The organism is Synechococcus sp. PROS-7-1, assembly GCF_014279795.1.
Lineage (GTDB): Bacteria > Cyanobacteriota > Cyanobacteriia > PCC-6307 > Cyanobiaceae > Synechococcus_C.
This window is the reverse complement of the sequence record NZ_CP047945.1, coordinates 369,371-382,996: the sequence shown is the minus strand read 5'-3', so window position 1 is coordinate 382,996 and position 13,626 is coordinate 369,371. Positions and strand designations below refer to the sequence as shown.

Here is a 13,626-nt window from a genome sequence, read left to right as displayed (position 1 = left end):
TCAGTCAGCGCTGGCGCCTTTCGACGGCGTGGTGTCCGTCGTGGGCTCAGAAGCCTCAGGAAGCACCTCAGGCTCAGCCATGGCTTTGTTGATTTCCCGCTCAAATTCCTTGGAAGCGGATTGAAACCCCTTCAAGGTTTTCCCCAGGGTTCGGCCGAGCTCGGGAAGACGCTTCGGACCGAACACAAGCAATGCAACGGCACCAATCACGGCCATCTCAGGAAGGCCGATTCCAAACACGTTCATGAGCCTCGCCCCAGAGAGGGATGAGCCGGCAACAATCAGCCGGCCCCGTTCCAGTTGACGTTGATCCCTTCCAGGATCAGGGACTGGTTGTACAGCTGCAGGATCACGAGCAGGAACACCAGGAACAGCACCATGAAAATTCCCATCACTGGAGTGGTTCCCCAGCCAGGCACAACCTTGCCGTACTCAGAATTAAGGGGACGGAGCAGATCGCCCAGACGAGTGCGTTGAGCCATAACGGCGCTTGGGTCTCGGGTGAAGTTCAGTCCAGATACTCTAGGGGTCCCGGCCCGGAAGAGGCCGATCCTGTCGAGAGATGTGATGGAAAGTTCTTCGCCGGCCCTGTCCGTCGCGATTGCCGTTCTGGCTGCCCTGCTTGGACTCACCGGTTTTGGGGTTTACACAGCATTTGGTCCGCCCTCGAAACGCCTCGACGACCCCTTCGACGATCACGAGGACTGACGGACCAACCGCACCTCCCTGAGTTCACCGGGCATTAATTGGATGCTGGTCTCCCCTGTTGGCATCGTCCAGCCATCATCAAGGAGCCAACGCAAGCGCTGAGCCCCGGGGTTCAGCAGCTGAATCATCAACGCCGAGGCTGCTGAACGCATCGTTCCATCAGCGGCCATCGAGGGCTTCATGGCCAGGGGGATCAGGCCATCGGGGACAGCGGGAAGCCCCTGCCAGAAATCTTGTAGGTCCACAGGCCCGTGCCACCCCGGTTCTCGGAATCGAATGGCCGCTTGCGGCACACCGTTGCGCATCCATCCATCCGCCAGCGGCATCAAGGCGACACGCTGCCGATGCCAACCGGCATCGGCCGAGGGGTCGGGCCAGGTGGGACCTCTGAGCAGGGACACCCCGAGGTGATCAGACCCCGCATCAACGCCCTGGGGTCCATCGAGCAACAGGGCCAGCCCGCCTCCTGGCGCGGCAGGAACGCTGGCCAGCCAGGAGATCACAGGCACCTCCCATCGGGCCTTCTCCATGGGCGTGCGCGGCACAGCAGGTCGCTCGATCACACCACCGCTGGTGTCGGAGGCCCAGCGCACTGCAGGGCTCAGCAGAGGACACTCAAGGCGCAACAGCTCATGAGACTGGCGCCACTGAACACTGAGGAGCAGCTCCACGTGCGGAGAGTCAGCACAGAGCAGCACATCCATTCGCAGTGCGCTGACCCCGAACTGCCCGCGAAGCGTGACGCGGGCCACCAAGGGGCCAGAGTCCTGCAGTTGCACCTGCCAACGCTCTGGCATGGGCAACGGATGCTTCCGGTAATCCTCAGCAAGATCCCAGGCATCCCAGAATTCACCGTGATCGCGGTAGCGGTTTAAGCGCAGCGGAGCCGCCAGACAGTCACCTCCCCCAGCATCCCGGAGACCGATCAGTCCCAGAGGCCCAACGTCGATTGAGAGTTGTGCGTTGGACAACCTCCAACCTCCGCTTTCAAGGGCTGTCACCTGGACGGGGTCGCGCACAGCCTCAGCGCTTTGGCAAGGCTCGGAACGATGGAGTGCGCGCGCTAGCGGCACCGCACTCACTCCATCGACCATGGGCAGCTGCACCCAAACACCGCCGGCAGCTGCTGCCTGCACCGGCAGCCGCCGACCGGCGCTGGACCATTGCCCTCGCGGAAGCCTTAGTAGCGGCGACCAACGCGGCAAGGGCTGCAACGCACACCAGGCCCAGCGCTCCGGAGCAAAGCGTTCACCGCCATGACCTGGACGATTCCCAGCTGGACTGTTACCAGAAAGAAGATGCTTCAGGCCTGCATCACGGGCAGCCGCAGCCGCGCGACGGGCGGCGCGCCACTGCGGTTCGGCCTGATCAAACACCTCTGGGATGGCCGTGCCGGGGAGAATGTCATGAAATTGATGAAAGAGCAGAACCAACCAGGCCCAGTCCTGCCCCTCCTGGCCTAGCAGTGCTGCCACGAGATCGGCTTCCCGCAGCAGTCGTTCCAGGGTTCGGTTGTGGCGTTTCTGATCGGGGCGGGAGGTGGCACAACCCCGATGCAGCTCGAGATAGAGCTCATCACGCCAAACCGGTAACCCCGTGCGCAGAGGTTCCAGGTGCTGCAGAAAGCCACGCACGGTGCCACCTTCACGGGCCGGAGACTGAGGATGGTCTTGCCAGAGCTGCAACTGCTCCAGCATCTCGGCCGTCGGGCCACCACCATGATCTCCCACTCCGGGGAGCCACAACGCCCGGTCGATACCAGTGCTCTGTTGAAACTTGAGCTGCTCAGCCCCCATCGCCACGGGGTCGGCATCGGTGCCGATCCCAGGAAGCATCAGGGCCATCACCTCGGCGGAGCCGCGGCCTCGCCAGCGAAACAACCTGTGGGGGAATGGATTTGTCGCGTTCCAAGCCAGTTTGTGGGTGCAGAACCACTGCACGCCGGTGGCGTTAGCGACCGCTGGAAGCCCGGCACCAAAACCGAAGCTGTCAGGCAGCCAGGCCAGATCATGCCTCCATTCAGGAAAGTGCTGGCGACTGAACTTTTGCCCCCAATCGAACTGCCTCCACAAGGAGGCTGTGCTGATCAAAACGCAGTCGGTTTCGACCCAGGGGCCATTGATGGGCTCCCAGCGCCCCTTGCGACTGGCCTCCTGAATGCGGGCAAACAGCGCAGGCCGATGCTGGGCCATCCAGGCATAAAGAGCTGGTGTGGAATGGGCGAAATGCAGATCCGGCCAGCGCTCCATCAACGCCAGGGCTGAACGGAACGTCCGCTCGGCCGCCTGCCAGGTATCGGCCACTGGCCAGAGCCAGGCCAGATCAAGGTGGGCATGGCCAACCCAATGCAAGACACCATTGGCTGGAGCCTGCTCAGCCAGATGGGACTGCACCAAGGCAACGGCCTGGTCAGAACTGGGCTCACTGTCGAGCCACGACTCAGGGATTTGAGGCTGGCTGAGCTGCAGAAGATCCAACGCCTCCGGCAGGAGGCAACCGTCAGGGTCCTCCTTTGGATTCAGCGGCTCCCTCACCAACTGGCTGCTGATCAAAGCGCCATCGTCATGGCATGGGCTGCGGAGCTGAAGCCGAACCCGCAATCCAGAACTGCTGCGCCAACGCTCCGGCAGAACCCAACGGCAACGGGTATCGAACAGGTCACCGCTGTGGACCAGCACATCATCGACCCAGACCCGGACCTCATCCGCCCACCAACTGAGCACAAGGCGCTCCTGCTGGTTTGAGCTCTGAAGCCAATGCGACGGCCAGCGGATCACCTGCTCAATGTCCAGCCAAACGCCACCTCTGGGCCAGATCAGCAACCCCCGCTCAGCCCAGTCAGGCCGGTGGATTGCCCCCCAGGGTTCCGTCAGCACAGACCGTTGCTGATGATCACCGCAGCGATGCCACTTGGGCAGGAGATCCAGGCGACTGCGACACCGAAACGTTTCAATCCACGCCAATCGCCGGGGCTGCAGAGGGTCCTGCATCGTGAACTCACATCCTTGACCCATAAGATGATGACGCTGTCCCAGACGCCGGTCGGTCTCCATGCTCGCCCTCAAGATCTCCGTTTACTCGGTCGTCTTCTTTTTCCTCGGGATCTTCGTGTTCGGCTTCCTCGCGAGCGACCCCAGCCGCACACCGAGCCGTAAGGACCTCGAAGATTGACCACCACCCCCTGAAGTTCCATCGGTCGGGTCCACGCCGATCACTGGTCATCGAACGGCTTGTGACGCTCCTGCCCATGGGAGGATCGCCGGCCACTGCTGAGCGGGTTTGCCAGCCTTCCGGGCGCCAATCACCATCACTGGTCTGCTGGCCATCGCCTCAGCTCTGATCGTTCCTGTCAGAGCGGCGGAGGGAGAAGAGTTGGTGGATTTCGGGGTCGTTCCTGAGTCCAATGCGGAGGTTCTCGTTGAAGAGACCGCTGGGGACGATCCAGAGCCGTCAGCCCAATCCAGTGATCCGCAGGATCTTCAGCCACCAGCAATTCAACCGCCTGCTGAACTGCTGCTGCGGTCCAACAGCCAGTCTTTTGACGCCCGCCGCAACCTGTTCATTGCAACAGGTGATGTGCAAGTCACCCTCAACGGTGGGGTTCTCCAGGCCGACCGCATCGAATTCGACGCTGCGTTCAACACGCTCTTTGCACGCGGCAGTGTGCGCTTTCGCAGGGGGGCCCAGTACTTCCAAGCCAGCACCCTGCGCTTAAGCCTGATCCAGGGCAGTGGAGAGATGGAAGACGTTTACGGCGTCTTGGATCTGGACACAGCGGCCGTTGATTTCAATCCCTTCCCCTCCACAGGCAATGCCGACCGTGGGCAACCACGTCAGCCGTTGGAGGCTCCCGAGCGAAGGCTCCCGGTGTTGGAAAGCAGTGGACTTGGATTTCCAACTGCTCTGGACATCGACCTTGATGCCAGCAGCGCAGAGCGCCTGAGTCCGCAAGGGGATGACAGCACGTTCTGGGATTTGGAGATTCCCCCCTCTCCGGAATGGCTGGTGCCTGAGGTTTCGCCCCCTCAAGCATCTGAAGATCAAGACGGCATGGCGTGTCCGCCGGAGCTCCCTCCGATTCCCGACTGGCATCCCCATCCCTGGGCGATCACCGCCTGGGGCGGCCAGATGATCGATTCCAATTTCGGTGACACCTTTCTGTTCAATGGTCGCTTGCGTCCGGAATATCTGCTGGGCGTGAGCATGCAGAAGCGCATCTGGAGGGCAGGCCCCCTTGCGATCGAACTGGAAGCCGATCTATTCGGTCACCAGGCTTACCAACAGCAAGGCGGCCCCTTCAACCAGAGCGTTCCCAATGCCGACACCCCCACGCAAGCCTTCGCAGAAGGCATCATCGGCATCGGTGCACGCCTCTGGCTTCAACCATGGCTGAGCTTCGGCTTTGTTGAAGGGATCAGTTATTACACCGCCGTCAGCAACTACGAACGCACCTACCGGGAGAACTTCGCCCAACTCCTCAATTACCTCGCGTTTGAACTGGAGGCAGCTGTGTCTCCAGAACTCTCCTTGGTTGGACGTATCCACCACCGATCCGGTGCATTCGGCACCTACAGCGGTGTGAAGGAGGGAAGTAACGCCTACCTGATCGGCATCCGCTACCGCTGGGGGCAGGACAGGCCCGAAGCTTTATCACCGCAGGCACCACCCCCACTGGGTTGCCCTGACCCAGGACGCAGCGCGCGTGTCTCCCCCCAGAGCCTGAACGAGCAACTCGAAGACATCACACTCGGCAACCCGATGCGCCCAGCGCCATCGACCTCCGCCAACGCACCATCCGCCCCAGTCCTCTCCCAAACACAACACTCCAAACTGTCCCTTCGGGAACAAGAGCGGCTGCGAGCCGAAGCCATCGCCGCCATCGATCAGCGCATCAGCAGCATTCAGCTGCAGCAGCGCCTCGTGTTTGAACGCAGCCGTGGATCTGACAATCTCCGCAACAACGAAGTGCTGGCAGCCAATCAATACGGCGGCGTGAGACCCTCCCAGCTCGAACAAAAAGGGCGCACCCAGTTCATCACGGGTGAAATCAGCCGCTGGCGCATTCAGGCCGCCAAAGTCCGGCTCACCCCTGATGGGTGGAGTGCCGATCGGATGGGGTTCACCAACGATCCATTCACCCCGGCGCAGACCCGCATCGATGCTGAAAACGTGGTGGCAACGGAAGAAGAAAACGGAGACATCCTGATTAAGAGTGAACGCAATCGCCTGATTGTTGAGGAGCGACTGCCGATTCCCGTATCGCGAACACAGAGGATTCAGAAACAGGAAGAGGTGGAGAACCGTTGGGTCTTCGGCATCGACAACGACGACCGCAGTGGCTTCTTCATCGGCCGCAACCTGCGACCGATCGAGTTCTCGGAAGACCTCGTGCTCGAGCTTCAACCCCAGTTCTTGTTGCAGCGTGCCGTTAATGGTGACAACAACAGCTACGTGGCGCCCGGATCCTCCATCGACAGCGACAAGGTCACCCAGGACAACACCGTCGGTGATCTGTTCGGCCTGGAAGCGGAGCTCAACAGCGAATTCCTTGGCTTATCAACCAAGATTGAAGCTGACATCAGCACCTTCAATCCCAGCAACTTCAGCGACGGCAGCCGCTTCTGGGGCACGACACGACGAACCTTCACCCTCCCGTGGATCGGAGACGTAAGCGCACGCGTGTTCGGCGCCTATCGCTACCGCACCTGGAACGGATCGTTGGGTGAAACCGATGTGTACAGCGCCTACGGCGGTTTTGCAGAACAGAAAGGCAACTGGCGCTGGGGACAACTGAAGAACGACTACATCTGGCGTTTCGGCGTGGGCAATTACCAAGCTGAAAGCTTCACCAGCACCAACCTGATCGACACCCTGCGCGCCAACTTCTATGGATCGCTCAACAGCCGCTACCAACTTTGGCGAGGTCAGCCAGCGGAGCTAACGCCTGAAGCGGCCTACCGCTACAGCCCCGTGGCGATTGTTCCTGGGCTGGAGCTGCGCACCAACGTGAACACCTCGCTGGCAGCATTCGGTGATGGCAACCGCCAGAACACCATCAGCCTCACGGGGGGACCCACCCTCACCCTCGGCACCTTCAGCAAACCCTTCCTGGATTACACCCAACTCTCGATCGCAGGTGGAGGCACGTTGAAGCAGGGATCCAGTCCTTTCGAATTCGATCAAGCGATCGACCTCGGCACCTTGGGGATCGGCCTCACACAGCAGATTGCAGGTCCTCTGCTGCTGAATGCCGGCGTAGGCGTGAACATCGATCCAGCGTCGGAGTTTTACGGCAATGTGATCAATTCGAACATCGAACTGCGCTGGCAGCGACGCAGTTATGACCTCGGCTTCTACTACAACCCCTATGAGGGCATCGGTGGATTCCGCTTCCGCCTCAACGACTTCAACTTCACCGGAACCGGTCGACCGTTCATTCCCTATTCGTCAGATCCTCTCCCCAACGTCCTCGACCGTCGCCCCTTCTAAAGCGCTGCGGATCAGTCGGGACCGCCGCCATAGATCAGATGACTCCCTGTAAGGTCGGCCCCGGCAAAACGCATGCCATCCGTTCGCACATTCGGTGCATAGGCATTGATCACCACCGCGTCGCGCAGGTCAGCCCGTCGCAGGTCCGTGTCCGTGAGGTCGGCATTGCTGAGCCGTGCTCCGCGCAGATCCGCTCCATCGAGCCGAGCACCACTGAGATCGGCCCCTTCGAGATTGGCCTCCCGAAGATCCACTCCGCGTAGATCGGCGTCGCGCAAATCCACACCAATCAGATGCTCTCCCTGAAGGCTCAGCCCACGCAGATCGCATCCAGTACAGGCTCCTAGCTGAAGCAATCGCTCCTGCGGCGTCCCGTAGGGAACAACCTCGATGGATTGTGGCGTTCCAGCCTGGAGAGCCGAGGGTGTCAGCAGTGCTGTCAGCAATGCAGCAACCCATGAAGTCGCCTTGAGATTCACCATGACCTGAGACCCTCTGTCTCATTCATAGACAATCCTGGACGCGGCTGCCGCGTCAGAACCCGCGAAGGTAAGGAAGGTTCTCCATGGTGCGTGTGAGTTCCGCATCGCGTGCCACCAGCTGGCCTGTGGCATCCCACTGACCACTGCGCAGCATGTCGAGAGCACCCGCGGCCACCTGAATTGGCTCGGACACGGCACCAGCTGAAAATGTAAGACCGTTGAGATCGAGCGCCCAGTTCACTGAAGGATCCGCAGCAACAGCATCCTGAAGGAGGCTGACCTGCTGCGACGAGGCGGTGGCACAGGGAATCCCGAGCGCAAGGCAGTTGCCATAAAAGATCTCGGCAAAGCTCACACCCACCAGAGCCCTGATCCCCCAGCGCATCAGCGCCTGGGGGGCATGCTCACGGCTGGACCCGCAACCGAAATTGTCATTGACCACCAGGATCGAGGCCCCGGCATGCACCGACTGATCAAAGGGATGGCGACCGGCCAGCTCCTGGCGATCATCCGCAAAGGCCTGTGCTCCGAGAGCCTCGAAACTGACGCATTTGAGGAAGCGGGCGGGAATGATCCGATCGGTGTCGATGTCATCGCCGCGCAGCGCGAGTGCGCGCCCCCTCACCATCGCGATCGAACCTTGCGGGAACGGAGTGCTCTCAGTCATCGGAAGTCATGCAGTTCAGCTGCCGCACATCACGAACCTGACCTGTGATGGCGGCGGCAGCAACCATCGCGGGACTCATCAGCAGGGTTCGGCCACTGGCCGAACCCTGCCGGCCCTTGAAATTGCGATTGCTTGAGCTGGCACTGATCTGGCGCCCCTCCAGCCGATCGGGATTCATGGCCAGACACATGGAGCAGCCCGGTTCCCGCCATTCAAATCCGGCCTCGCGGAACACAGCATCAAGCCCTTCGGCTTCAGCAGCCCGGGCCACTTGTTCCGATCCAGGAACAACAAAAGCCCGGATGCCCGAGGCCACATGACGTCCCCTGGCCACCGCAGCAGCAGCCTGCAGATCACTGAGCCGTCCATTGGTGCAACTGCCGATAAAGCACACATCCACAGGCACCCCTGCGATGGCCTGACCGGGCGCCAGATCCATGTAGCGATAAGCCTCCTCGGCGATGGGGCGATCGGCCGGATCAAGCTGGTCGGGCGTGGGCACCGTCTCATCAACACCGATTCCCTGACCGGGTGTGATGCCCCAGGTCACCGTGGGAGCGATGGTGGCCGCGTCAAAGCGCACCTCGTCATCGAAGCGGGCATCAGCACCGGAAGCCAGGGATCGCCACCAGGTCACCGCCCGGTCCCAGGCCTCTGCCGAAGGCGCCTCAGCACGCCCATGGAGATAGTCGAAGGTGGTTTGATCAGGGTTCACATAGCCGCAGCGTGCCCCTCCTTCAATCGCCATATTGCAGAGGGTCATGCGCTCTTCCATCGACAGGGCCTCGATGGCTGGACCAGCAAATTCATAGGCATGTCCCACCCCCGCCTTCACACCCAATGAGCGAATCACGTGCAGGATCAAATCCTTGGCGAACACGCCCGGGCTGAGCTTGTTCTCCACCCAGATCCGACGCACCTTGAGCTTGTTCATCGCCAGGCTCTGGCTGGCGAGGACATCGCGGACCTGACTGGTGCCGATCCCGAAAGCGATGGCCCCGAAGGCCCCATGCGTGGACGTGTGCGAGTCACCACAGGCCACTGTCATTCCTGGCTGCGTGAGACCGAGCTCCGGCGCAATCACGTGCACGATTCCCTGGCGACCACTGCCGAGACCATGCAGGGTGATGCCGTGGTTGGCACAGTTTCGCTCCAGTGTGCTCAGCATCTCCTCTGCGAGTGGATCCGCAAACGGTCTGGCCTGACTGGTGGTTGGAACAATGTGATCCACCGTGGCCACGGTGCGCTGCGGACAGCGCACCGCAAGTCCCTTGTCTTCAAGGGCCGCGAAGGCCTGAGGACTGGTCACCTCATGAATCAGGTGCAGGCCGATGAACAACTGGGTGGATCCACCAGGAAGATCAGCAACGCGATGCAGATCCCAAACCTTGTCGTAGAGGGTCCCGCTGCTCATTCCAGGTCAGCTGTGAGCCCCCAACCCTAACGGCTTGTCGCCTGAACGATTGCCTCGCCCCGACTCGAGAGCCATCAACCGCAACCGCAGGCGGTTCAGTGCCTCCCCAGCACTCACCAGCCGGATCCAGTCCCGTCCTCGGGACGAACCCAGCCGGATGGGGTGACTCTCGCAGCCATCCGGTCCTGCCACAGCGATATGCACCAGCCCGACCGGTTTCTCATCACTACCGCCACCCGGACCGGCGATTCCCGTGAGTGCGAGGGCCCAATCGCTGCCTGTCAGCCGTCGCACTCCCTCAGCCATCGCCTGGGCGACCGGGGCACTGACAGCGCCGACTTCTTCCAGGAGGGAGGAGGGAACACCCAGCAACTCACACTTCACTGCATTGGCATAGGCGATCACACCGCCGAGAAGGACCTCCGAGGAACCAGGAACGGCGGTGAGCTCGGAGCCCAACCCGCCACCTGTACAGGATTCCGCCACAGCCAGGGTCTCCCCACGCACGCGTAGATGCTTCAGCACCACCGAAGCGAGTGAATCATCGTCGGCACCAAAACAGAGATCGCCTGTTCGATCCCGGAGATCTCGTTCGGTCTCATCCACGAGCGCACGAGCTTCGGGCTCCGAAGACGCACAGGCAGTGATGCGCAGCTTCACCTCGCCGCGGCCGGCGTAGGGAGCAACGGTGGGGTTGGCCTGATCCAACAGATCACTGACCTGTTCAGCCAGGGTTGATTCGCCGATTCCCCAGAAGCGAAGCAACCGGCTCACAAACACCCCACGGGAGAGTCCCGACTGGCTGAACCAAGGAGCCGCGGTGGCTTGCCACATCGCACGCATCTCACTGGGAACGCCCGGGAAGGTGAGCACCGTGAAGTTGTCGGTGGGGGACCAGATCATCCCCGGCGCCGTTCCCGTGGGATTGGGAAGCAACGTCGCGCCGACAGGCAGGAGGGCCTGCCGCCTGGTCCCCGGGCCCGGCTCCCTTCCACGGCTGCGTGACTTAGCCGTGATGTCAGCCCAGACGTCGGCCCGCTCCTCGAGGGGAGTCGCGAAGGCCGCAGCGATCGCTTCGGTGGTGAGGTCATCAGGGGTCGGGCCCAAACCACCCGTGGTGATCAAAACCCTGGAACGACAGGAAATCTCCCGCACCTGAGCGATCAAACGATCCCGGTTGTCTCCCACAACGGTTTGCCGGAAGTGAGGCAAACCCAGAGCAGCCAGCTCCTCGGCAAGCCAGCGTGCATTGCCGTTCACGATATTTCCGAGCAAAAGCTCCGTACCGATGCAGAGAATCTCCACGCCAGTACGGTCTGCACCGTCAGCCATGGTGATCGCAGGAGCAGGATTGCCGATTCCCCGGAAGGGCATCCTCTGCCGCCGCTTCCTGAGCCAGCTCTGCCTGTTTCTGCCTCTGCATCACCACCACAGTGCCAACGAGGATGGCCGTCGCTAGCCCTAACCAGAGAAAGCGCATTTCCACATTGGCCACCACCATGGCCAAGGCAGCAAGCCACTGGGTGAACACATAGATCAGCAACACGGTGCGACGATGGCTGAACCCCGCTCTCAGCAGCCGGTGATGCAAATGGCGACGATCCGGATAGAAGGGGGAATGTCCGGAACTCAAGCGCCCCATGATCACGGCCGACATGTCGGCTAGGGGCAAAGAAAGAATCAGCAGAGGCAGCAGCAAACTCACCGTGGTGAGGCCCTTCGCTGGGCCAACGATGCTGATGGCAGCGAGGCTGAAGCCGAGGAAGTAAGACCCGCCATCACCCATGAAAATCCGCGCAGGATTGAAGTTGTGCCGGAGGAAACCAAGACAACTCCCAGCCAACGCTGCCGCCAGGAACGCAGCAGCGACCTGATGCAGGGAGAAACTCACGGACACCAGTCCGATGGCCGCGATTCCAGCGACTCCGGCCGCCAGGCCATCGAGTCCGTCGAGCCAATTGATCGCGTTGGTGATGCCCACAAGCCAGATCACAGTGGCGATCAGGCTCACCAAACCCGGAAGCACAACAGCGTCAGCGGTGCTGGAAGCCCAAGGCAAATCGATGGCACCGATCCTCACGCCCTGAGACCAGACCACCATGGCGACCGCCACCTGGCCCGCCAGACGAGGCCACGGTGACAGGGAAAAGAGATCATCGGCCAAACCGATGATGAAGAAACACAGAGACCCGGCAAGCGTGGTCCAGATCAACTGATCCCGCGCGGGGATGAGCATGCCGAAACCACCGGCCAACCACGTGAGACCAAGCGCGACACTGAACCCGAGCACCATGGCCACACCACCGAGACGGACCATCGGCACGCTGTGCTGCTTGCGGGAGTCAGGGGCATCGGTGAAGCCGTGGCGAAGGCCGAGCCGGCGCACCAGCGGCACGGTCACCATGGTGACCAGGGCCGCCGCCAGAAAAATCACAACAGCGACTGCGAGAGGAGTGCTCGCGATGGTCACGCAAAACTCCGGTGAGGGCGGCCCAGGAAGGGGCAGATCTCATCCAATGTAGGCAGACCTGAATTCGGAATCCAGGCCTGCTTGGACCAGTCAGACAAGCGCCGGCTCAGTCGACGTTGCGTAAAGGGGAAAACGACGACAAAGACTCGCCACACGCTCCAGGCAACGTGACTGAATCGCATCGTCCTCAGGATTGAGCAAGCGATCAGCGATCACCTCAGCCACTTCAGCGAAGGCATCAGCATCGAAGCCTCGGGTGGTGAGAGCAGCAGTGCCTAAACGCAGCCCGCTGGTCACGAACGGAGATTCAGGATCGAAGGGGACCGTGTTCTTGTTGGCGGTGATGTGAACGTCGCTCACAAGGAGATCAGCCACCTTGCCTGTCATGCCAATGCTGCGCAGATCAAGCAGCACCACGTGGTTATCAGTCCCTCCACTCACCACATCGATGCCGCGGGCCATGAGTCGGTCGGCCAGGGCTTGGGCATTGGCCACCACCTGCTGGCTGTAGGCCTTGAATGATGGCCTGAGAGCCTCACCGAAGGCCACAGCCTTGGCCGCGATTACATGTTCAAGAGGCCCGCCTTGCGTGCCGGGGAACACGGCTTTGTCGAATTTCTTGGCGAACTCAGCATCCCGGCAAAGGATCAGACCACCGCGGGGACCGCGCAGGGTTTTGTGCGTCGTCGTGGTCACCACATCGCAATGGGGAACAGGGCTGGGATGGACGCCCGCTGCCACAAGGCCTGCAATGTGTGCCATATCGGCCAACAGGCAGGCCCCAACTTCATCGGCAATCGAACGAAAAGCCGCAAAATCAATGATTCTGGGGTAAGCCGAATAACCGCAAATGATCAGCTTGGGCTTGTGCTCGAGAGCCAGCTGACGGATCGCCTCCATATCCAACCGCTGGGTTTCCCGATCAACCCCGTACTGGACAACGTTGAACCATTTGCCACTCACATTCACCGGTGAACCATGGGTTAAGTGCCCGCCATGGGACAGGTCCAGACCCATGATCGTGTCGCCCGGCTGAAGCAAGGCCAGGAAGACAGCGAAGTTGGCCTGGGCGCCACTGTGAGGCTGAACGTTGGCCCAGGCTGCACCGAAGAGCTCCTTGGCCCGCTCGATTGCCAGTTCCTCGATGGCATCGACGTGCTCACAACCGCCGTAGTAACGCTTGTTTGGCAGGCCTTCCGCGTATTTGTTGGTCAATACGGAACCCTGAGCAGCCATCACGGCGCTCGATGCAAAGTTCTCCGACGCGATCAGCTCAAGATGGGTTTCCTGGCGGTCGCGCTCCTGATCGATTAAACGGGCAATCGCAGGGTCGGAGTCTGCCAGTGATGCATTGATCGGAGCGGTTTCGAAATCCACCATGCGTTGCCTCGATGCG

Annotated in this window: 12 protein-coding genes; 3 read left to right on the top strand and 9 right to left on the bottom strand. The window is 61.2% G+C overall.

The window, feature by feature from the left end:
- The gene (locus SynPROS71_RS01815; protein WP_186583993.1) at nucleotides 1–246 is read right to left on the bottom strand and encodes a TatA/E family twin arginine-targeting protein translocase; all 246 of its coding nucleotides are present in this window, start codon (nucleotides 244–246) and stop codon (nucleotides 1–3) included.
- A gap of 35 nt (nucleotides 247–281) precedes the next feature.
- The gene (gene psbH / locus SynPROS71_RS01810) at nucleotides 282–482 is read right to left on the bottom strand and encodes a photosystem II reaction center phosphoprotein PsbH (RefSeq protein WP_006042330.1); all 201 of its coding nucleotides are present in this window, start codon (nucleotides 480–482) and stop codon (nucleotides 282–284) included.
- 85 nt (nucleotides 483–567) lie between these two features.
- On the opposite strand from psbH, the gene psbN reads away from it, so the two are divergent.
- On the top strand, nucleotides 568–708 hold the full coding sequence (gene psbN, locus SynPROS71_RS01805; RefSeq protein ID WP_011932239.1) for a photosystem II reaction center protein PsbN: 141 nt from the start codon (nucleotides 568–570) through the stop codon (nucleotides 706–708).
- Here psbN and SynPROS71_RS01800 read toward each other — a convergent pair.
- Nucleotides 696–3,698: an alpha-mannosidase gene (locus SynPROS71_RS01800; RefSeq protein WP_370586840.1), complete on the bottom strand. Its 3,003-nt coding sequence runs from the start codon at nucleotides 3,696–3,698 to the stop codon at nucleotides 696–698. The two genes, psbN and SynPROS71_RS01800, sit on opposite strands and share 13 nt — an antisense overlap.
- 61 nt (nucleotides 3,699–3,759) lie before the next feature.
- Here SynPROS71_RS01800 and SynPROS71_RS01795 point away from each other — a divergent pair, with 61 nt between their 5' ends.
- Together SynPROS71_RS01795 and SynPROS71_RS01790 are read left to right on the top strand one after the other, a co-directional pair.
- The gene (locus tag SynPROS71_RS01795; RefSeq protein ID WP_006042333.1) at nucleotides 3,760–3,879 is read left to right on the top strand and encodes a photosystem II reaction center protein I; all 120 of its coding nucleotides are present in this window, start codon (nucleotides 3,760–3,762) and stop codon (nucleotides 3,877–3,879) included.
- A gap of 108 nt (nucleotides 3,880–3,987) precedes the next feature.
- On the top strand, nucleotides 3,988–7,197 hold the full coding sequence (locus tag SynPROS71_RS01790) for a DUF3769 domain-containing protein (protein ID WP_186596248.1): 3,210 nt from the start codon (nucleotides 3,988–3,990) through the stop codon (nucleotides 7,195–7,197).
- 11 nt (nucleotides 7,198–7,208) lie between these two features.
- Here SynPROS71_RS01790 and SynPROS71_RS01785 read toward each other — a convergent pair whose 3' ends face one another.
- From SynPROS71_RS01785 to glyA, 6 genes are all read right to left on the bottom strand, one after another.
- On the bottom strand, nucleotides 7,209–7,679 hold the full coding sequence (locus tag SynPROS71_RS01785) for a pentapeptide repeat-containing protein (protein WP_186596246.1): 471 nt from the start codon (nucleotides 7,677–7,679) through the stop codon (nucleotides 7,209–7,211).
- Nucleotides 7,680–7,731: 52 nt separating this feature from the next.
- Nucleotides 7,732–8,346 carry a 3-isopropylmalate dehydratase small subunit 2 gene (locus tag SynPROS71_RS01780; RefSeq protein WP_186596244.1) on the bottom strand — a complete coding sequence of 205 codons (615 nt, stop codon included), beginning with the start codon at nucleotides 8,344–8,346 and terminating at the stop codon, nucleotides 7,732–7,734.
- Entirely contained in the window at nucleotides 8,339–9,760 is a 1,422-nt protein-coding gene (leuC, locus tag SynPROS71_RS01775) for a 3-isopropylmalate dehydratase large subunit (RefSeq protein WP_186596242.1), read from the bottom strand. The genes SynPROS71_RS01780 and leuC overlap by 8 nt, the downstream gene beginning before the upstream one ends.
- 6 nt (nucleotides 9,761–9,766) lie before the next feature.
- Nucleotides 9,767–11,092 carry a competence/damage-inducible protein A gene (locus SynPROS71_RS01770; protein WP_186596240.1) on the bottom strand — a complete coding sequence of 442 codons (1,326 nt, stop codon included), beginning with the start codon at nucleotides 11,090–11,092 and terminating at the stop codon, nucleotides 9,767–9,769.
- On the bottom strand, nucleotides 11,085–12,230 hold the full coding sequence (locus SynPROS71_RS01765; protein WP_186596238.1) for an MraY family glycosyltransferase: 1,146 nt from the start codon (nucleotides 12,228–12,230) through the stop codon (nucleotides 11,085–11,087). The genes SynPROS71_RS01770 and SynPROS71_RS01765 overlap by 8 nt, the downstream gene beginning before the upstream one ends.
- Before the next feature lie 90 nt (nucleotides 12,231–12,320).
- Nucleotides 12,321–13,610, bottom strand: coding sequence for a serine hydroxymethyltransferase (gene glyA / locus SynPROS71_RS01760; protein ID WP_255442473.1), 1,290 nt, complete (start codon nucleotides 13,608–13,610; stop codon nucleotides 12,321–12,323).
- Nucleotides 13,611–13,626: the final 16 nt, after the last annotated feature.